Origin of the sequence: Pseudomonas sp. GR 6-02, assembly GCF_001655615.1 — a bacterium.
Taxonomy (GTDB): Bacteria; Pseudomonadota; Gammaproteobacteria; order Pseudomonadales; family Pseudomonadaceae; genus Aquipseudomonas.
Genome location: NZ_CP011567.1, coordinates 5449619 through 5468816, shown reverse-complemented (window position 1 = coordinate 5468816; position 19198 = coordinate 5449619). Strand labels below are relative to the sequence as shown.

At 59.9% G+C, this 19198-nt stretch carries 16 protein-coding genes; 10 read left to right on the top strand and 6 right to left on the bottom strand.

Annotated elements, in window-relative coordinates; genetic code table 11:
• The first annotated feature begins 147 nt into the window (after positions 1-147).
• The 4 genes from PGR6_RS24155 to PGR6_RS24140 all read left to right on the top strand — a co-directional run bounded on the left by PGR6_RS24155 (position 148) and on the right by PGR6_RS24140 (position 4784).
• Complete coding sequence (locus tag PGR6_RS24155; protein WP_064620340.1) at positions 148-807, top strand: paraquat-inducible protein A; 660 nt, start codon at positions 148-150, stop codon at positions 805-807.
• Entirely contained in the window at positions 794-1417 is a 624-nt protein-coding gene (locus tag PGR6_RS24150; RefSeq protein ID WP_007941211.1) for a paraquat-inducible protein A, read from the top strand. The genes PGR6_RS24155 and PGR6_RS24150 overlap by 14 nt, the downstream gene beginning before the upstream one ends.
• A complete protein-coding gene (locus PGR6_RS24145) occupies positions 1410-3713 on the top strand; it encodes a PqiB family protein (RefSeq protein WP_064620337.1) in 2304 nt (767 codons plus the stop codon). The genes PGR6_RS24150 and PGR6_RS24145 overlap by 8 nt, the downstream gene beginning before the upstream one ends.
• A 129-nt stretch (positions 3714-3842) precedes the next feature.
• Positions 3843-4784: an AEC family transporter gene (locus PGR6_RS24140; protein ID WP_064620334.1), complete on the top strand. Its 942-nt coding sequence runs from the start codon at positions 3843-3845 to the stop codon at positions 4782-4784.
• Between the two features lie 30 nt (positions 4785-4814).
• On the opposite strand, the gene PGR6_RS24135 is transcribed toward PGR6_RS24140, so the two are convergent.
• The 6 genes from PGR6_RS24135 to gatC form a co-directional block, all read right to left on the bottom strand.
• A complete protein-coding gene (locus PGR6_RS24135) occupies positions 4815-5195 on the bottom strand; it encodes a carboxymuconolactone decarboxylase family protein (protein ID WP_007941215.1) in 381 nt (126 codons plus the stop codon).
• Positions 5192-6253, bottom strand: a complete 1062-nt coding sequence (locus PGR6_RS24130; protein ID WP_064620328.1) for a calcium/sodium antiporter — start codon at positions 6251-6253, stop codon at positions 5192-5194. The genes PGR6_RS24135 and PGR6_RS24130 overlap by 4 nt, the downstream gene beginning before the upstream one ends.
• A 50-nt stretch (positions 6254-6303) precedes the next feature.
• A complete protein-coding gene (locus PGR6_RS24125) occupies positions 6304-6678 on the bottom strand; it encodes a septal ring lytic transglycosylase RlpA family protein (protein WP_064620325.1) in 375 nt (124 codons plus the stop codon).
• 191 nt (positions 6679-6869) lie between these two features.
• Complete coding sequence (gene gatB / locus PGR6_RS24120; protein ID WP_064620323.1) at positions 6870-8315, bottom strand: Asp-tRNA(Asn)/Glu-tRNA(Gln) amidotransferase subunit GatB; 1446 nt, start codon at positions 8313-8315, stop codon at positions 6870-6872.
• Between the two features lie 10 nt (positions 8316-8325).
• Entirely contained in the window at positions 8326-9777 is a 1452-nt protein-coding gene (gene gatA / locus PGR6_RS24115; RefSeq protein ID WP_018927218.1) for an Asp-tRNA(Asn)/Glu-tRNA(Gln) amidotransferase subunit GatA, read from the bottom strand.
• A gap of 16 nt (positions 9778-9793) precedes the next feature.
• Positions 9794-10081 (bottom strand): Asp-tRNA(Asn)/Glu-tRNA(Gln) amidotransferase subunit GatC, encoded by a 288-nt coding sequence (gene gatC, locus PGR6_RS24110; RefSeq protein ID WP_007901429.1) that lies wholly within the window; start codon positions 10079-10081, stop codon positions 9794-9796.
• A 210-nt stretch (positions 10082-10291) separates the two neighbouring features.
• Here gatC and mreB point away from each other — a divergent pair, with 210 nt between their 5' ends.
• The 6 genes from mreB (at position 10292) to PGR6_RS24080 (ending at position 19173) form a co-directional block, all read left to right on the top strand.
• A complete protein-coding gene (gene mreB, locus PGR6_RS24105) occupies positions 10292-11329 on the top strand; it encodes a rod shape-determining protein MreB (protein WP_002555108.1) in 1038 nt (345 codons plus the stop codon).
• Between the two features lie 143 nt (positions 11330-11472).
• Positions 11473-12600, top strand: a complete 1128-nt coding sequence (gene mreC / locus PGR6_RS24100) for a rod shape-determining protein MreC (protein ID WP_081626525.1) — start codon at positions 11473-11475, stop codon at positions 12598-12600.
• Positions 12600-13091, top strand: coding sequence for a rod shape-determining protein MreD (gene mreD, locus PGR6_RS24095; RefSeq protein WP_064620320.1), 492 nt, complete (start codon positions 12600-12602; stop codon positions 13089-13091). The genes mreC and mreD overlap by 1 nt, the downstream gene beginning before the upstream one ends.
• A gap of 91 nt (positions 13092-13182) precedes the next feature.
• Entirely contained in the window at positions 13183-13779 is a 597-nt protein-coding gene (locus tag PGR6_RS24090) for a Maf family protein (RefSeq protein ID WP_064620318.1), read from the top strand.
• Between the two features lie 57 nt (positions 13780-13836).
• Positions 13837-15294, top strand: a complete 1458-nt coding sequence (gene rng / locus PGR6_RS24085) for a ribonuclease G (RefSeq protein WP_007941226.1) — start codon at positions 13837-13839, stop codon at positions 15292-15294.
• Between the two features lie 75 nt (positions 15295-15369).
• Positions 15370-19173: a YhdP family protein gene (locus PGR6_RS24080; RefSeq protein ID WP_064620311.1), complete on the top strand. Its 3804-nt coding sequence runs from the start codon at positions 15370-15372 to the stop codon at positions 19171-19173.
• Positions 19174-19198 lie beyond the last annotated feature (25 nt).

Sequence of the window (19198 nt, the reverse complement as noted above, 5' to 3'; positions counted from 1 at the left end):
AAATTCCGAAACCCCTATCTGCGTATGCAGGTAGGGGTTTTGTTTTGCTCGCAGAAAAAGTCTACTTCTCTGGCAACACAAAAATGCACAGTTATTTTCGAGTCAGGACACTAGAATAGGTCCAACATTTTTGGAGCCAGAGCCTTTATGCCAGATCCGGTTGACGCCCCTGGGCTGTCAGATTTACCACTGGACGGTTTGGTGGCGTGTCATGAGTGCGACTTGCTGATGCGCAAGCCTGAACTCGCCCATGGTGAGAAGGCCATTTGTCCACGCTGCGGTTATGAGCTGTATGCCCATCGGCACAATGTCGTGCAGCGCAGTCTCGCCTTGGTCATTGCCGCACTGTTGTTGTATATCCCCGCGAACTTTTTACCCATCATGCAGCTCCATCTACTCGGGCAGTCATCGAATGACACTGTCTGGAGCGGTGTTCTCGGTTTGTTCGATACCGGTATGCAGGGCGTAGCAGCAGTCGTATTTCTCTGCAGCATGGGGATTCCGCTGCTCAAGCTGCTCTGCCAATTGGTGGTGCTGCTGAGTATCCGATTCAATATCGGACGCAGCTACGGTTTGCTGCTCTACCGCATTTATCACCATCTTCGGGATTGGGGGATGCTTGAGGTTTACCTCATGGGCGTGCTGGTCGCGATCGTCAAATTGGCCGATATGGCGGCGATTACCGTAGGTCCCGGTTTGGCGTGCTTCATCAGTTTGTTGTTGGTCCAGGTCTGGCTGGAAGTGGTGATGTCGCCGCACCAGATCTGGCAGGCATTATCAGGAGAAGATGCCCATGCGGGCGATTGATGCGGGCATTCTGATTTGTGCCGAATGCCACGAGTTGAACAAGCAGGAAGCTGGCACCGACGAGCAGGTCTGCACCCGCTGTGGTGCGTTGGTTCATGCGCGCCGACCGAACAGCCTGATGCGTACCTGGGCGCTGCTGGTCACCGCTGCGATCATTTACATCCCGGCCAATGTGCTGCCGATCATGACCGTCAGTTCCCTGGGGCAGGGTGATCCGAGCACCATCATGTCCGGCGTGATCCAACTGGTTCAGCACGGCATGATTCCAATCGCGGCTGTGGTTTTTATCGCCAGTATTCTGGTTCCTACGTTCAAACTGGTGGGCATCGGGTTGCTGCTGTTTTCGGTGCAGCGCCGCCAGCCACTCTCCGCACGCCAACGTATATGGATGTACCGCTTTATCGAGTTCATCGGCCGCTGGTCGATGCTCGATATTTTTGTGATCGCCATCCTGGTGGCGGTTGTGAATTTCGGACGGCTAGCCAGCGTCGAAGCCAATCTTGGCGCCATCGCCTTCGCCAGTGTGGTGATTCTGACGATGCTTGCCGCAGTAACTTTCGATCCCCGACTGATTTGGGATAACACGGAGTCGGACGACGACCATGACTGATTTGCCTACAGCGAAAACCCGACCGGCCTCTAACTGGTCTGCCATTTGGGTATTGCCCCTGATCGCCTTGCTCATTGGCGGTTGGCTCGCCTGGCGTGCCTATAGCGAGACAGGCATTGAGATCCATGTACGCTTCGAAAGCGGCGAAGGTATTCAGGCCAACAAGACCGAAGTCGTTTACAAAGGTATGTCGGTCGGTAAGGTGAAAGCCCTCACACTCGATGACGAAGGCAGCTCCAAAGGCGTGATCGCCACCATCGAGATGAATAAGGACGTGGAGCAATACCTCAGAACCAGCACGCGTTTCTGGCTGGTCAAGCCGAGCGTAACCCTGGCCGGTATCACGGGCCTGGAGACGCTGGTCTCGGGTAACTATGTGGCTGTCAGTCCGGGAGAGGGCGAACCGACCCGCAAGTTCAAGGCCCTGGCCGAAGAGCCGCCGCTGTCGGACGCCAAGCCTGGTCTGCACCTGACCATCAAGGCTGATCGTCTCGGTTCGCTGAATCGCGGCAGCCCGGTGTTCTACAAGCAGATCCAGGTCGGTCAGATCAAAAGCTATTTGCTGTCCGCGGACCAGAACACCGTTGAACTCAAAGTCTTCATCGAACCGACCTACGCCAGCCTGGTACGCAAACACACGCGTTTCTGGAATGCCAGCGGTATCAGCATCGATGCCAACCTGTCCGGTGTGAAAGTGCGTAGCGAGTCCCTCGCCAGCATCGTCGCTGGTGGTATTGCGTTTGCTACACCGGAAAACCGCAAGGACAGCCCGCCCACCGATCCAAGCCTGCCGTTCCGTCTCTACGAAGACTTCGATGCAGCCGCCGCCGGTATTCGGGTCAAGGTCAAACTCAGCGATTTCGAAGGCCTGCAGGCCGGTCGTACACCGGTGATGTACAAAGGCATTCAGGTCGGCAATCTGAAAGCGCTCAAGATTGACCCGGACCTCTCCAGTGCAACCGCCGAGCTGACGCTCGACCCATTGGCTGAGGATTACCTGGTCACCGGCACACAGTTCTGGGTGGTCAAACCATCAATTTCGCTTGCCGGTATCACCGGTCTGGAAGCATTGGTCAAAGGTAACTACATCGCCGTACGCCCTGGCGACAAGGGTGGCGCACCGCAGCGCGAGTTCGAAGCACGGGCCAAGGCTCCGCCGCTGGATCTGCGTTCGCCGGGCCTGCATCTGGTGCTGTTCACCGAAAACCTCGGCTCACTGGAAGTCGGCAGTCCGATTCTCTACAAGCAGGTCAAGGTGGGTTCGGTGCAGAGCTATCAGTTCTCTCGCACTAAAAAACAGCTGATGATCGGTGTGCACATCGAGAAGGAATACGAGGGGCTGGTCAACGCCTCGACGCGCTTCTGGAATGCCAGCGGTATTACGCTGACGGGTGGACTGACCGGCGGCATCCAGGTCAAAAGTGAGTCTTTGCAAAGCCTGATGGCCGGCGGCATTGCTTTCGAAACCCCGGAAGCCAAAGCGCCGTTGCAGAAGCGCATTCCACGTTTCCGTCTGTTCGCCAGTCATGAAGAGGCAAACCAGAAAGGCGCCGTGGTGACCATCAAGGTCGATCGCGCCGATGGTCTGCGCACGGGCACGCCGATCCGGTTCAAAGGCCTCGACGTCGGCAAGGTCGAAGACGTCGACCTCAGCGACGACCTGCAATCGGTGCTGCTGACTGCGCGAATCACGGAAGTGCCGGAGCGTATCGCTCGAGTGGGCAGTCAGTTCTGGGTGGTCAAACCTGAATTAGGTCTGATCAAGACGTCCAACCTTGAGACTCTGGTGACCGGGCAGTACATCGAAGTGCAACCGGCGCCGAAGAATCTCGGTCCGCAAAAGGACTTCGTAGCGCTGACCAATCCTCCGGAAACCGCCAAGGAAGAGGCCGGTTTGAGCCTGGTATTGAGTGCTGCTCGTCGAGGCTCGCTGAAGACCGGTGTGCCCGTCACCTATCGCGAAATCACGGTGGGCAAGGTGACTGGCTATGAGCTGGGCCAGACGGCGGATCGAGTGTTGGTACACATCCTGATCGAGCCGAAGTACGCGCCATTGGTGCGCAGTGGCACGCGGTTCTGGAACACCAGTGGTTTTGGTTTTGACTACGGCTTGTTCAAAGGCGCAACCATACGCACCGAATCGCTGGAGACGCTGATCCAGGGCGGTATCGCCTTTGCCACACCGGATGGCGACCGCATGGGTGTCCCGGCGCGGCCCGAGCAAACGTTTCCGCTGTTCGACAAGTTTGAAGATGAATGGCTGACTTGGGCGCCGAAGATTTCTATCGGTAAGTAACCTGAGGTTAATTTGGCGTTTATCAGGACGTCTTCGCGGGCAAGCCTGCGAAGACGGTCTACCAGACGCCGACGTCTCCGGTGGCTTATCATTAGCCCCCTAACGACGCCCACCCAAGGTTCCCCCGGCATGCAGGCTATTTTCCTCGAAACCCTGAACATCACTGCGCCGGTGTTTGCCATGCTGTTTCTGGGTGTGCTGCTCAAGCGCATCGACTGGATCAACGACAACTTCATCCATACTGCGTCGGCCCTGGTGTTCAATGTCACCATGCCGGCGTTGCTGTTTCTGGGCATCTTGCATGCCGACCTGCACGCTGCGTTGCAACCGGCGCTGCTGATCTACTTCTCGGTCGCGACCCTGATGTGCTTTGCAATTGCCTGGGGTTGGGCGATCTGGAAATGCCCGCGGGAAGATCGGGGCATTTACACCCAAGGCGCGTTTCGCGGCAATAACGGGGTAATCGGCCTGGCCCTGGCGGCGAGCATGTACGGCGACTATGGCATTTCCCTTGGGGCGATTCTCGCGGCGCTGGTGATCCTGTTTTACAACACGCTCTCAACCATTGTGCTGGCGGTCTATAGCCCGGTGATCAAGTCTGATCCGTGGAGTATCTGCAAAAGTGTGATGGCCAATCCGCTGGTCATCAGTGTGATTGCGGCCGCACCATTTGCCTGGTTCCAGATCGGCTTGCCGGGATGGCTGGAGAGGTCCGGTCAATATTTGGCGCAAACCACCTTGCCATTGGCATTGATCTGCATCGGTGGCACGTTGTCGCTGGCGGCAATGCGTAAAAGCGGCACGATGGCGCTGAGTTCAAGTCTGGTGAAGATGATCGGCCTGCCGGTGCTGGCGACACTCGGCGCCTGGCTCTGGGGCTTTCGTGGGGCGGAGTTGGGGATTCTGTTTCTGTACTTCGGCAGCCCGACCGCCGCGGCCAGTTTCGTCATGGCCCGGCAGGCCAATGGCAATCATGAACTGGCGGCGGCGATCATCGTGATTACTACACTGATGGCGGCGGTCACCACCAACATCGGGATCTTTCTGTTGCAGTGGGGTGGGTGGATCTAACCTCGGGATTTGCGGTGTTCTTCAGGTCGCCTACTCCGGCTTCTGATAGGTGTCGATCACTTCCTGCGCCGCCCGAAATGCATCGATCGCCGCCGGCACACCGGCGTACACCGCGCAATGCAGCAGCGCTTCGCGAATCTCTTCCACCGTGCAACCGTTGTTCAACGCACCGCGCACATGGCCTTTCAGTTCTTGCGGGCACTTCAACGCGGTCAGCGCAGCGAGAGTGATCAGGCTGCGGGTTTTCAGCGGCAAACCTTCACGGTTCCACACGCCGCCCCAGGCGTGCTCATTGACGAAGTCCTGCAGCGGCTGGGTGAATTCGGTGGCGTTGCCCAGGGCGCGGTCGACGAACGCGTCGCCCATCACTTGGCGGCGGATTTCAACCCCAGGCTTCTTATCAGTGCTCATGGCATTTCCCTCTTGTGGTGTTGGCGACGCCAGGCGCGAAGCGAGGTGAACAGCAAAAACGCCACCAGCGCTGGCAGGACGAAAAACAGCATCAGGTGTTCAAGCTTGCCGGCCAGTGGCATGCCCGCGGTGAACGACACCACGTGCAGCCCATAGGCCAGGTACAAGCCCAAAAACAGCAGGCCTTCGGCGCGGGTCACCCGGTAGCCGGAATAGAACACAGGCAGGCACAGCAGCGCGACTCCAAGCATCACCGGCAAATCGAAATCCAGCGCGTTGGGCGAGACCGACAGTGGTGATGGTGCGATCAATGCGGTCAGCCCGAGCACGCCCAAGAGGTTGAACAGGTTGCTGCCGATCACGTTGCCCACCGCGATGTCCCGCTGACCGCGCAGCGCGGCGATCAACGAAGTGGCCAGTTCCGGCAGGGAGGTGCTGACGGCGACGATGGTCAGGCCGATGATCCGCTCCGACAACCCCAGGTCGGTCGCGACCGCCACCGCGGCGCCGAGCAACAAGTGCCCGGCGAACACCAGCATCGCCAGCCCGGCGACAATCATCAGCAGGCTGCTGAACCACGGTGCCTGCGACGCTTCATGAGCCCCTGATGGCGGACGGGTCGAGTGCCGCGACTGGCGCAGCAGCAAGCCCAGGTACAGCGCCAGCGCGGCCAGCAGCATCATGCCGTCGACCCGATTCAGTTCTTTGTTCCACGCCAGTACGAACACCAGCAGGCTGGCGCCGATCATCAGTGGAATATCCAGACGCACCAATTGTCGCGAAACCCGCAATGGAGTAATCAGCGCCGAGAGCCCGAGGGTGACGAGGATGTTGAAGATGCTGCTGCCGATCACGCTACCGACGGCGATGTCGGCGTTTTGCGCCAGGGTGGCTTGCAAGCTGACCGCCATCTGCGGTGCGCTGCTGCCGAGGGCCACGATGGTCAGGCCGATGATCAGCGGCCGCACATGCAGGCGCGCGGCCAGGCGTACCGCGGCGCGCACCATCAGTTCGGCGCCGGCGATCAATAAAAACAGACCGCAGAGCAATTCAATCACGCTGATCAGGGGTAAATCGGCCAGTCCGAAAATAGTCAGCGCTCCATCTATCAGTCGTCGAGGGCTTGCACGCGAACCTTCGCGGTGCCACTGCGCAGCATGCCCAACTGTTCGGCCGCTTCACGGGACACGTCGATCAGGCGCCCGCGAGAATACGGTCCACGGTCGTTGATGCGTACCACACAGGATCTGTCGTTATTCAGGTTGGTAATCTTCACCCGGGTGCCGAATGGCAACTGGCGATGGGCAGCGGTCAGGCCATGCTGGTTGAAACGCTCACCGCTGGCGGTGTTTTTGCCATGGTGCTTGGCACCGTAATACGAAGCCGTGCCGGTCTTGTCGTAGCCGTGTGGATCGATGGTGTCGGTACTGGCACAACCGGCCAGCAGAGAGAGTAAGGCGCAAGCGCTGAGCAGACGTTTCATTTGGACGGCTCCCAAAATAAATGTGGCGAGGGCGCTTGCTCCCGCTCGACCAAGAAACGGTCGCAAAATCGGCTGATGCATTCTCGCTGAAAGAGTGCGGTTGCCGATTTGGGCCTGCTTCGCAGACCAGCGGGAGCAAGCTCCCTCGCCACAAGGAATGGAGCCAATATTGAAAGTTGGCTCCATTCTCATCAGCCTTCGAGCTTGCTTTTAAGCAGTTCGTTGACCTGTTGCGGGTTGGCCTTGCCTTTGGAGGCTTTCATGGCCTGGCCGACGAAGAAGCCGAACATCTTGCCGCGTTTGGCTTCGTCTGCCGCGCGGTATTGTTCGACCTGTTCAGCGTTGGCCGCGAGCATTTCGTCCAGTACCGCCGAGATCGCGCCGGTGTCGGTCACTTGCTTGAGGCCGCGTTTGTCGATGATTTCGTCCGCGCTGCCTTCGCCGTTGGCCATGGCTTCAAACACCACTTTGGCGATCTTGCCGGAGATAGTGTTGTCCTTGATGCGCAACAGCATGCCGCCCAGTTGCTCGGCCGAAACCGGCGACTGGTCGATGTCCAGGCCTTGCTTGTTCAGCAGGCTGCCCAGTTCAACCATGACCCAGTTGGCCGCCAGTTTGGCGTCGCCACTGATGCTCACGACTTTCTCGAAGTAATCGGCTTGTTCGCGGCTGGTGGCCAGTACGCTGGCGTCATACACCGACAAACCGAACTGCTGCTGGAAACGCTCGCGTTTCTGCGGCGGCAGTTCCGGCAGGGTGGCGCGCACCTCGTTGAGGAACGAGTCCTCGATGACCACCGGCAGCAGGTCCGGGTCGGGGAAGTAACGGTAGTCGTTGGCTTCCTCTTTGCTGCGCATCGGACGGGTTTCGTCCTTGTTCGGATCGTACAGGCGGGTTTGCTGGATCACTTTGCCGCCGTCTTCGATCAGTTCGATTTGGCGTTGCACTTCGCTATTGATCGCCTTCTCGATGAAGCGGAACGAGTTAACGTTCTTGATCTCGCAGCGAGTACCGAACTCGGCCTGGCCTTTCGGACGGATCGACACGTTGCAGTCGCAACGCAGCGAGCCTTCGGCCATGTTGCCGTCGCAGATGCCCAGGTAGCGTACCAGCGCGTGGATAGCCTTGACGTAAGCCACGGCTTCCTTGGCGCTGCGCATGTCCGGCTCGGAAACGATTTCCAGCAACGGCGTGCCGGCACGGTTCAGGTCGATGCCGGTGGCGCCGCTGAATTCTTCGTGCAGGCTTTTACCGGCGTCTTCTTCCAGGTGCGCGCGAGTGATGCCGACGCGTTTGACCGTGCCGTCGTCGAGGGCGATGTCCAGGTGGCCCTTGCCGACGATCGGCAATTCCATCTGGCTGATCTGATAGCCCTTGGGCAGGTCCGGGTAGAAGTAGTTTTTGCGGGCGAACACGTTGTGCTGACCGATCTCGGCATCGATGGCCAGGCCGAACATCACCGCCATGCGCACTGCTTCCTGGTTCAGCACCGGCAATACGCCGGGCATGCCGAGGTCAACCAGGCTGGCCTGGGTGTTCGGCTCGGAACCGAAGGTGGTGGAACTACCGGAAAAGATTTTCGACCGGGTGGTGAGCTGGGTATGAATCTCCAGCCCGATCACGACTTCCCATTGCATGTGTTTCTCCTCAGAAGCCGGTTGGGGTGCGGGTGTGCCAGTCAGTGTTTTGCTGATACTGATGGGCAACGTTCAACAGGCGACCTTCCTGGAAATACGGGGCGAGCAGTTGCACGCCGACCGGCAGGCCATCGACAAAACCTGCAGGCATGGACAAGCCCGGCAGACCGGCGAGGTTGGCGGTGATGGTGTAGACGTCTTCCAGATACGCGGCGACCGGGTCGTTGTTCTTGGCGCCGAGCTTCCAGGCCGGGTTCGGCGTGGTTGGGCCGAGGATGATGTCGACCTCATTGAAGGCGGCCATGAAGTCGTTCTTGATCAGACGACGGATCTTCTGCGCCTTCAGGTAGTAGGCGTCGTAGTAACCGGCCGACAGCGCATAGGCACCGACCATGATCCGGCGCTGCACTTCCGGGCCGAAACCTTCGCCACGGGAACGCTTGTACAGGTCTTCCAGGTTTTTCGGGTCTTCGCAGCGATAGCCGAAACGTACGCCATCGAAGCGCGACAGGTTGGAGGACGCTTCCGCCGGGGCGATCACGTAGTACGCAGGAATCGCGTGCTGCATGTTCGGCAGGCTGATTTCCTTGATCACGGCGCCGAGCTTTTTCAGCTCTTCAACGCTGGCCATGATCAGGTCGGCGATGCGCGGGTCCAGGCCGGCGCTGAAGTATTCCTTCGGCACGCCGATGCGCAGGCCTTGCAGCGAACCGTTGAGGCCGGCGCTGTAATCAGGCACGGGCTCGTCGATGCTGGTGGAGTCCTGCGGGTCGAAACCGGCCATGCCTTGCAGCAGGATCGCGCAGTCTTCGGCGGTACGGGCCAGCGGGCCGCCCTGATCGAGGCTGGATGCGTAGGCGATCATGCCCCAGCGCGAAACACGACCGTACGTCGGTTTCAGGCCGGTTAGGTTGGTCAGCGCAGCGGGCTGACGAATGGAGCCGCCGGTGTCGGTGCCCGTTGCCGCCGGCAACAGACGAGCGGCCACCGCCGCCGCGGAACCGCCGGACGAACCGCCCGGAACATATTCCAGGTTCCACGGGTTTTTCACCGCGCCGTAGTAGCTCGACTCGTTGGCCGACCCCATGGCGAATTCGTCCATGTTGGTCTTGCCCAGAGTCACGGCCCCGGCAGCGGCCAGTTTGGCGACCACGGTGGCGTCGTACGGCGCCTTGAAGTTGTCGAGCATCTTCGAGCCGCAGCTGGTGCGGATGCCCTGGGTGCAGAACAGGTCTTTGTGGGCGATCGGCGCGCCGAGCAGGGCGCCGCTCTCACCGTTGGCCCGACGTGCGTCAGCGGCTTTCGCCTGCTGCAGTGCCAGGTCTTCGGTGAGGCTGATGAAACTGTTGAGCTGCGGGTCGAGCTGGGCGATGCGCGCCAGCAGGACTTTGGTCAGCTCTTCGGAGGAAAACTTTTTATCGGCGAGTCCGCGGGCGATCTCGGCCAGAGTCAATTGATGCATTGCAGGCTCTTTCCCTTTAGTCGATGACTTTCGGAACCAGGTACAGGCCGTTTTCGACCGCTGGTGCGATGGACTGATAGGCCTCGCGATGATTGGTCTCGGTCACGACGTCTGCACGCAGGCGCTGGCTGGCTTCCAGTGGGTGGGCCAGCGGCTCGATACCGTCGGTATTGACCGCTTGCATTTCGTCGACCAGCCCGAGAATGCTGTTCAGGGCCGAAGTGATGTGTGGAAGATCGGCATCATTGAGGCCAAGGCAGGCCAGATGAGCGATTTTTTCCACGTCGGAGCGTTCAAGCGCCATGGGAATCTCCAGTGGAAAACAAAACGGACCGCGTCCGTGTGTTAGATTGTCGGAACACTACCGCATATCTACGGTCTCAAGGCCGCGATTGTGGTGCTTGGTGCACAGAAAAGCAGCCAATTTAACATATTGGCGCCTTGCCCAAAATCCCTGTCGTTGTTAGAGTTTGCCGCACTTTTTTACCCACGCGTTGCCTAGGGTCCCTTTCCCATGTTCAAGAAACTGCGTGGCATGTTTTCCAGCGATCTTTCCATTGACCTGGGCACTGCCAACACCCTTATTTACGTGCGCGAGCGCGGTATCGTCCTGAATGAGCCATCGGTTGTGGCTATTCGGACACACGGTAACCAGAAAAGTGTCGTTGCTGTCGGCACCGAGGCCAAGCGCATGCTCGGTCGTACGCCGGGCAATATTGCAGCCATTCGTCCGATGAAGGACGGCGTGATCGCCGACTTCAGCGTTTGCGAAAAAATGCTGCAGTACTTTATCAACAAGGTTCACGAAAACAGCTTTTTGCAGCCTAGCCCTCGTGTGCTGATCTGCGTTCCATGCAAATCCACCCAGGTTGAGCGTCGTGCCATCCGTGAGTCGGCCCTCGGTGCCGGCGCCCGTGAAGTGTTCCTGATTGAAGAGCCAATGGCTGCTGCGATCGGTGCCGGCCTGCCGGTTGAAGAAGCTCGCGGTTCGATGGTTGTCGATATCGGTGGCGGTACCACTGAAATCGCGCTGATCTCCCTCAACGGTGTGGTCTATGCCGAATCCGTACGGGTTGGCGGCGACCGCTTCGACGAAGCGATCATCACCTACGTGCGTCGCAACTACGGCAGCCTGATCGGCGAATCCACCGCCGAGCGCATCAAACAGGAAATCGGTACGGCCTACCCGGGCGGCGAAGTTCGTGAAGTCGACGTTCGTGGCCGTAACCTGGCCGAAGGCGTTCCACGCGCATTCACCCTGAACTCCAACGAAGTGCTGGAAGCTCTGCAAGAGTCGCTGGCCACTATCGTTCAGGCAGTGAAAAGTGCGCTGGAGCAATCGCCTCCGGAACTGGCTTCCGATATCGCCGAGCGTGGTCTGGTACTGACCGGTGGTGGCGCTTTGCTGCGCGACCTCGACAAGTTGCTGGCCCAGGAAACCGGTCTGCCGGTGATCGTCGCCGAAGACCCGCTGACCTGCGTTGCTCGCGGCGGTGGCCGTGCATTGGAAATGATGGATAAACACACCATGGACCTGCTGTCGAGCGAGTGATCTCGCCCGATGCATCTATGCTGGTGAGCCCGCAGGCAGCACTTTGCAGTGCTGCCTGTTGGCGTTTATCTTCTGTCAGTCTGCATCCAGGCCGGTTTGATGCCGTATGAATAAAGAGAACATTTGCCTGGGAGGAGCGGCTTATTAAACCGCTTTTCACCAAAGGCCCCTCACTGGGCGTGCGCTTGTTGGTGCTGGTCGTGCTATCGGTCGCGCTGATGGTGGTCGATGCCCGCTTCACACTGCTCAAGCCAGTGCGTAGCCAAATGTCGCTGGTGCTGATGCAGTCTTACTGGATCACCGACCTGCCACAGCGGCTATGGCAAGGTGTGGCCAGCCAATTCGGCAGCCGGACCGAGCTGGTCGCCGAAAACGAAAAACTCAAAACCGAAAACCTGCTGTTGCAGGGCCGCATGCAAAAGCTTGCCGCCCTCACCGAGCAGAACGTTCGGCTGCGCGAGTTGCTCAACTCTTCCGCGCTGGTCAACGAGAAGGTCGAAGTGGCCGAGTTGATCGGCATGGACCCCAACCCCTTTACCCATCGCATCATCATCAATAAAGGTGAGCGCGACGGTGTGATCCTCGGTCAGCCGGTGCTCGATGCCCGTGGCCTGATGGGGCAGGTGGTCGAGTTGATGCCGTACACCTCTCGGGTACTGTTGCTGACCGACACCACCCACAGCATTCCGGTGCAGGTGAACCGTAACGGTCTGCGTGCGATTGCCAGCGGCACCGGCAACCCGGAACGCCTTGAGCTGCGTCATGTGGCCGATACCGCCGATATTAAGGAAGGCGATCTGCTGGTCAGCTCCGGCCTCGGTCAGCGTTTCCCGGCGGGTTACCCGGTAGCGACGGTCAAGGAAGTGATCCACGATTCCGGTCAACCGTTTGCCATTGTGCGTGCGGTGCCGACTGCCGCGCTGAACCGCAGTCGTTATTTGCTGTTGGTGTTCAGTGATGGTCGCACAGCCGAGGAGCGCGCCAACGAAGCCGCCCAAGCTCAAGAGGCTCTGGACCGGCAAGGTGGCGGGCCGATCATTCCTGCAACCGTGCCGAAACCGGCCGCGTCGGTGGTACCGGCTGCCGCTGCAACTCCGGCTGCCGCACCTGCCGCACCTGCCGCCGCGACCCCAGTCAAACCTGCCGCGTCCCATCCTGCTGCCGCCAAGCCACCCGCGACGGCGACGGCCGCCAAACCCAAACCCGCGGCCGTGAAGCCTGCTGCCAAACCGCCTGTCGCCGCGCCGGCCACTACTGGGGGAACAGAATAATGGGCGGTGCAACTTCCTCCCGAAACGGCTGGATGGTCTGGCTGACGTTCGCCATCGGCATGTTGCTCAGCGTTTCACCGCTGCCGCAATTCATGGAAATCCTGCGTCCTTTGTGGCTGGCCTTGCTGTTGGCCTTCTGGGCGTTGGCCATGCCGCAGAAAGTCGGCATGGTGACGGCCTGGTGCCTGGGGTTGGCCGAAGACGTGCTGTATGGCACGTTGCTGGGCCAGAACGCATTGATCCTCACGCTCATTACATTCCTGGTGCTGTCGCTGCAACAGCGCCTGCGCATGTTCCCGATGTGGCAGCAGAGCCTGGTGATCCTGGTGATCTTCGGCCTCGCCCAACTGGTTCAGTTGTGGCTGAGCGCCCTGACCGGTAATCGTCAGCCGACCCTGGCGCTGGTGTTGCCAGCGCTGGTCAGTGCGTTGCTCTGGCCTTGGATCAGCTTCGGTTTGCGCGGTTTGCGTCGACACTACAAAATCAATTAATTCGGTCAGGCATGTGCTCGCACCCGGTGCCCTGTCTCGCCAAAAAGGAACAGTATTCGTGAGACAGGGCACTAGACAGGGAGATGTCTTGATGAAACAGCTGTACCTCGCCTCAGGCTCGCCGCGTCGGCGTGAACTGCTCGCTCAGATCGGTGTGCCGTTCACCACCATCAGCGCGGACATCGACGAAACCCCTTTCCCTGAAGAATCCCCATCGGCCTATGTCGAGCGTCTGGCGCGCGGCAAGGCCGAGGTCGGGCGCGGGGCGATCGTGTCCGACGCGGATTTCTGCGTGCTGGGCGCCGACACTGCCGTGGTGCTGGACGGGAAAATTCTCGGCAAACCGGTGGATGAAGCCGAAGCGTGCGCCATGCTTATGCTGTTGTCCGGGTGTGAGCATGAAGTGCTGACGGCGATTGCGGTGCACGATGGTGAACGTTGCGAGTCTCTGGTGGTGCGCAGTCTGGTGCGTTTTCGCACCATCGGCCGCGATGAAGCGGCGGCCTATTGGGCCAGCGGCGAACCCCGGGACAAGGCGGGCGGCTACGGGATTCAAGGGCTGGGCGCGGTGTTCGTTACCGGGCTCAATGGCAGTTACTCGGCGGTGGTCGGTTTGCCGCTGTGCGAAACCGCAGAACTGCTCGGCCATTTCGGCATACCCTGTTGGCAAACCCTTAACGCGCACTGAGCGTCGTACTGACAAGATGCGGCCATTATCGTGAACATGCCTGAACGAGACCCTGCCATGAGTGAAGAGATCCTGATCAACATCACGCCGATGGAATCACGCGTGGCGGTGGTCGAAAACGGTGTTCTGCAAGAGGTCCATGTCGAACGCACGCAAAAACGCGGGATCGTCGGCAACATCTACAAAGGCAAGGTCGTTCGGGTATTGCCGGGCATGCAGGCCGCCTTCGTCGATATCGGGCTAGACCGCGCCGCATTCATTCACGCCTCGGAAATTTCCCTGCGCGAAGGCCCGGCGGTGGAGAGCATCAGCTCGCTGGTTCACGAAGGCCAAAGCCTGGTGGTGCAAGTCACCAAGGACCCGATCGGCTCCAAAGGCGCACGCCTGACCACGCAACTGTCGATCCCGTCGCGCTATCTGGTGTACATGCCGCGCACTGCCCACGTCGGTATTTCCCTGAAGATCGAAGACGAAGCCGAGCGCGAACGCCTCAAGCAAGTGGTCACCGACTGCGTGGAGAAAGAAGGTATCAAGGAAGCCGGCGGTTTCATTCTGCGTACCGCTGCCGAAGGGGCCGGAGCCGATGAAATCCTCATGGATATCCGCTACCTGCGCAGGCTTTGGGACCAGATCAACGCCCAGATCAAAACCATCAGCGCACCGAGTGTGATCTACGAAGACCTCGGCCTGGCGTTGCGCACCTTGCGCGACCTGGTGAGCCCGAAGATCGAAAAGATCCGCATCGACTCCCGGGAAACCTTCCAGAAAACCACACAGTTCGTCGCCGAACTGATGCCGGAAATCGCTGACCGTCTGGAGCATTATCCGGGCGAGCGGCCGATTTTCGACCTGTATGGCGTCGAAGACGAAATCCAGAAAGCCCTGGAGCGCAAAGTGCCGCTCAAGTCCGGCGGCTATCTGGTGGTCGACCCGGCGGAAGCCATGAGCACCATCGACGTCAACACCGGAGCCTTCGTCGGTCATCGCAATCTCGAAGAAACCATCTTCAAGACCAACCTCGAAGCCGCCACCGCCATTGCCCGTCAACTGCGTCTGCGCAACCTGGGCGGGATCATCATCATCGACTTCATCGACATGGAAGATGAAGAGCATCAGCGTCAGGTGTTGCGCACCCTCGAGAAGCAACTGGAGCGCGATCACGCCAAGACCAACATCATCGGCATCACCGAGCTGGGCCTGGTGCAGATGACCCGCAAGCGCACCCGCGAAAGTCTCGAGCAAGTGCTGTGCGAACCGTGCAGCAGCTGCCAGGGGCGCGGCAAGCTCAAGACCCCGGAAACCGTCTGCTACGAGATCTTCCGCGAAATCCTGCGTGAGGCCCGTGCCTATCAGGCCGAAGGCTATCGCGTGCTGGCGAACCAGAAAGTGGTCGACCGCTTGCTCGATGAAGAGTCGGGCAATGTCGCTGAGCTCGAAGGGTTTATCGGGCGCACCATTCGGTTTCAGGTAGAAACCATGTATTCCCAGGAACAATACGACGTGGTGCTGCTCTGAAGCGTTGTATTTCAATTCCACTAGAACGGCTGGCCTCAGCTTTTTGCAGTATTTTTGCCATGGGAGCCAACTGACATGGACCGTCTGACACGCATTTTGGCCGCACTGACCCGCTGGGGTCTGGGCCTGTGTGCGTTGGTTTTGGTGTTGATGGCGCTGTTTGTCAGCCTCGGTCGGGAGCTGACACCGCTGGTGGCCGAATACCGTGCCGATGTCGAAACCAAAGCCAGCACCGCCGTGGGCATGCCGCTGCACATCGGCGAACTGGAGGGCAACTGGAGTGGCCTCGCCCCGGTTCTGCTGGCTCATGACGTGATGGTTGGCGAAGGCTCCAATGCCTTGCGCCTGGACCAGGTGCGCGCGGTGCCGGATCTGTGGGCCAGCCTGCTGGCGCGCGAAATACGCATCGCACATCTGGAGCTCAACGGCTTGAAGATCAGCCTCAAGGAAGGCGAGGACGGTCATTGGGCGCTGGAAGGATTGCCGGTGCGGCAGGATCAGCCGCTGGACCCGGAGCAGTTGTTCAATAGTATGCAGATGGTCCAGCAATTGTCGGTGCTCGACAGTCAGGTGACCTTGCAGCCACTGGATCAGCCGCCGCTGACCCTGACCTACGTTGGCCTCAATCTGAGAACCGGTGTGTCGCGTCAGCGCCTCGACGCCCGTTTGACCCTGCCCGATGGCCAGCCGGTTGCGATGAGCCTGCGTACCCGTATCCGCGCCAGCCAGTGGCAGGACGGCGAGGTTGAGGCTTACTTGAGCCTGCCGCAAAGCGATTGGTCGAAATGGTTGCCCGAGCGTCTGACCCAACAATGGAATTTCTCCGAGATCAAGGCCGGTGGCGAGCTCTGGGTGAACTGGAGCGAGGGCGCCCTGCAAAGCGCCGCGATCCGTTTGAACGCACCGCAACTCAAGGGCGCCTACGCCGAGCGCAAGCCAATCCAGATCAACAATCTGGCGCTTAACGGCTATTTCCAGCGCAGCTCCACGGGTGTGCTGGTGACCCTGGATTCCCTGGCGATGAGCCTGGGTGAAACTCGCTGGGAATCGAAACTGCAATTTCAACAAACCGCGGCGACCGACGAGACGCCAGAGCTTTTGCATCTGCAAGCCGACCGCATCGACCTCACGCCGCTCACCCCGTTACTGAACGCTTTGGGGCCGCTTCCGGAAGGTGTCGCTACGGCCGTCGAGCGGCTCAAGGTCACCGGGGTATTGCGCAACGTGCTGATCGACTTGCGCCCCGCGGCTACCGATGACAGCAAGTTCAGCTTTGCCGCCAATCTGGAGCGGGTCGGCTTCGACGCCTATCACGGCGCACCGGCGGCGCGAAACGTCAGTGGCAGCATCAGCGGCGATCTCGGGCAGGGTGAGTTGCGCATGGACAGCAAGGATTTCTCCCTGCACCTGGACCCGATTTTCGCCAAGCCATGGCAGTACATTCAGGCCAATGCGCGGTTGAACTGGAAGCTCGATAAAGAAGGTTTCACCCTGATCGCGCCGTACCTGAAGGTGCTGGGCGAAGAGGGCAAGATTGCCGGCGACTTCCTGATTCGCCTGCATTTCGATCACACCCAGGAAGACTACATGGACCTGCGGGTCGGCCTGGTCGACGGCGACGGTCGCTACACCGCCAAGTACCTGCCGGCCGTGTTGAGCCCGGCGCTGGACGAGTGGCTGCGTACGGCGATTCTCAAAGGTGCGGTGGATGAAGGTTTCTTCCAGTACCAGGGATCGCTGAACCATGGCGCCCCGGAAACGGCTCGCAGCATCAGCCTGTTTTTCAAGGTTCACGATGCCGAGCTGGCGTTTCAGCCGGGTTGGCCGCATGTCAGCAAGGTCAGCGGCGATGTATTCATTGAAGACAGCGGTGTGCGGATTCTCGCGAACAAGGGGCGATTGCTCGACACCCAGGTCAACGACGTCTACGTCAATATTCCCCATGTGCCTGCCGGACAGAATCCTCACCTGTTCCTCGATGGCGCGTTCGCCGGCGGGTTGGGCGATGGCCTGAAGATTCTGCAGGAAGCACCGATCGGCACCGCCGATACGTTCGCCGGCTGGGAGGGCGAGGGCGATCTGCAAGGCAAACTCAACCTGGATGTACCGCTGGTCAAAGGTGAGCAACCGAAAATCCTCGTCGACTTCAAGACCGACAAGGCCCGCTTGAAACTTCGCGAGCCCATCCTGGAACTGACACAACTCAAGGGCGACTTCCGCTTCGACAGCGCCAAGGGGTTGAGCGGACAGAAGATCACCGCGCGAGCGTTCGACAAGCCCGTGACCGCGCAGATTTTTGCCGATGGCAGTGCGGGCAAGCTCAACACTCGGGTCACCGCAGCGGGTCAGGTCGAGGTCAAGAAACTCACCGAGTGGCTGAACGTCACTCAGCCGCTACCGGTGTCTGGTGTGGTCCCTTATCAGCTGCAACTGAACCTTGATGGCGCCGACAGCCAATTGATAGTCAGCTCCGATCTCAAAGGCGTGGCGGTGGATTTGCCGGCGCCGTTCGGCGTGGCGGCGGATGTCGGCCGCGACACCGTGTTCCGCATGACCCTGCAAGGACCGGAGCGGCGTTACTGGGTCAACTACGGTGAGCTGGCGAACTTCACGTTTGCGGCCCCGACTGGCAACTTCGTCGACGGTCGCGGTGAGTTGTTTCTCGGCGGTGGTGATGCTGTGCTGCCCGGCAACAAAGGCCTGCGCATACGCGGTGTACTGTCCGAGCTGGATGTGTCTCCCTGGCAGGATCTTGTCAGCAAGTATGCTGGCCAGGATCCAGGCGGCAGCGCCAAGCAATTGCTCAGCGGCGCGGATTTCAAGGTTGGCAAGCTCAGCGGTTTCGGCACCACCCTTGATGAGGCGTCGGTGCAGTTGACGCGCAAGCCGGCCGCCTGGGCGCTGCAACTCGACAGTCAGCAGGCCAAGGGTACCGTCGGTATTCCCGATGCCAAAGCCACACCGATTGCGGTCAATCTGCAGTACGTACGTTTGCCGGCCCCAGACCCGACGGTGCTGGCCGACGAGAATTCGCCGGATCCGCTGGCCACCGTGGACCCGACGAAAATCCCGGCGCTGGATATCACCATCAATCAACTGTTCCAGGGCCAGGACCTGGTGGGCGCCTGGCTATTGAAAGTTCGCCCGACCGGCAAGGGCATCGCCCTCAACTCCCTGGATATGGGCCTCAAGGGCATCTTCCTGCAGGGCAGCGGCGGTTGGGAAGGCGCGCCCGGCAATTCCAGCAGTTGGTACAAGGGCCGGGTCAGCGGCAAGAACCTCGCCGACGTGCTCAAGGGCTGGGGCTTTGCGCCGAGCGTCACCAGTGAAGAGTTTCACATGGATGTCGACGGTCGCTGGCCTGGCTCACCGGCGTGGCTGGCCACCAAGCGCTTCTCCGGCAGCCTCGATGCGTCGCTCAATAAAGGTCAGTTTGTTGAAGTCGAGGGCAGCGCCCAGGCTCTACGGGTATTTGGCCTGCTCAACTTCAACTCCATTGGCCGCCGCTTGCGCCTGGACTTTTCCGACCTGTTCGGCAAAGGCTTGAGCTATGACCGGGTTAAAGGTTTGCTGGTCGCGAGTAACGGGGTCTACGTGACCCGTGAGCCGATCCGGCTGACCGGCCCGTCGAGCAATGTGGAGCTCAACGGCACTCTGGACCTGGTGGCTGATCAGGTCGATGCCAAGTTGCTGGTGACTTTGCCGGTTACCAACAATCTGCCAATTGCCGCGCTGATCGTCGGTGCTCCGGCCGTCGGCGGGGCGCTGTTCCTGATCGATAAGCTGATCGGTGACCGCGTGGCGCGCTTTGCCAGCGTCAGATACACGGTCAAAGGTCCGTGGAAAGAGCCGAAAATCACCTTCGACAAGCCTTTTTGAAAAGCCACTTTCCAAGTCTATGGAG

Coding starts and splice junctions, on each gene's coding strand:
- PGR6_RS24155 (WP_064620340.1), top strand. CDS start 148: ATGCCAGATCCGGTTGACGCCCCTGGGCTGTCAGATTTACCACTGGAC.
- PGR6_RS24150 (WP_007941211.1), top strand. CDS start 794: ATGCGGGCGATTGATGCGGGCATTCTGATTTGTGCCGAATGCCACGAG.
- PGR6_RS24145 (WP_064620337.1), top strand. CDS start 1,410: ATGACTGATTTGCCTACAGCGAAAACCCGACCGGCCTCTAACTGGTCT.
- PGR6_RS24140 (WP_064620334.1), top strand. CDS start 3,843: ATGCAGGCTATTTTCCTCGAAACCCTGAACATCACTGCGCCGGTGTTT.
- PGR6_RS24135 (WP_007941215.1), bottom strand. CDS start 5,195: ATGAGCACTGATAAGAAGCCTGGGGTTGAAATCCGCCGCCAAGTGATG.
- PGR6_RS24125 (WP_064620325.1), bottom strand. CDS start 6,678: ATGAAACGTCTGCTCAGCGCTTGCGCCTTACTCTCTCTGCTGGCCGGT.
- gatB (WP_064620323.1), bottom strand. CDS start 8,315: ATGCAATGGGAAGTCGTGATCGGGCTGGAGATTCATACCCAGCTCACC.
- gatA (WP_018927218.1), bottom strand. CDS start 9,777: ATGCATCAATTGACTCTGGCCGAGATCGCCCGCGGACTCGCCGATAAA.
- gatC (WP_007901429.1), bottom strand. CDS start 10,081: ATGGCGCTTGAACGCTCCGACGTGGAAAAAATCGCTCATCTGGCCTGC.
- mreB (WP_002555108.1), top strand. CDS start 10,292: ATGTTCAAGAAACTGCGTGGCATGTTTTCCAGCGATCTTTCCATTGAC.
- mreD (WP_064620320.1), top strand. CDS start 12,600: ATGGGCGGTGCAACTTCCTCCCGAAACGGCTGGATGGTCTGGCTGACG.
- PGR6_RS24090 (WP_064620318.1), top strand. CDS start 13,183: ATGAAACAGCTGTACCTCGCCTCAGGCTCGCCGCGTCGGCGTGAACTG.
- rng (WP_007941226.1), top strand. CDS start 13,837: ATGAGTGAAGAGATCCTGATCAACATCACGCCGATGGAATCACGCGTG.
- PGR6_RS24080 (WP_064620311.1), top strand. CDS start 15,370: ATGGACCGTCTGACACGCATTTTGGCCGCACTGACCCGCTGGGGTCTG.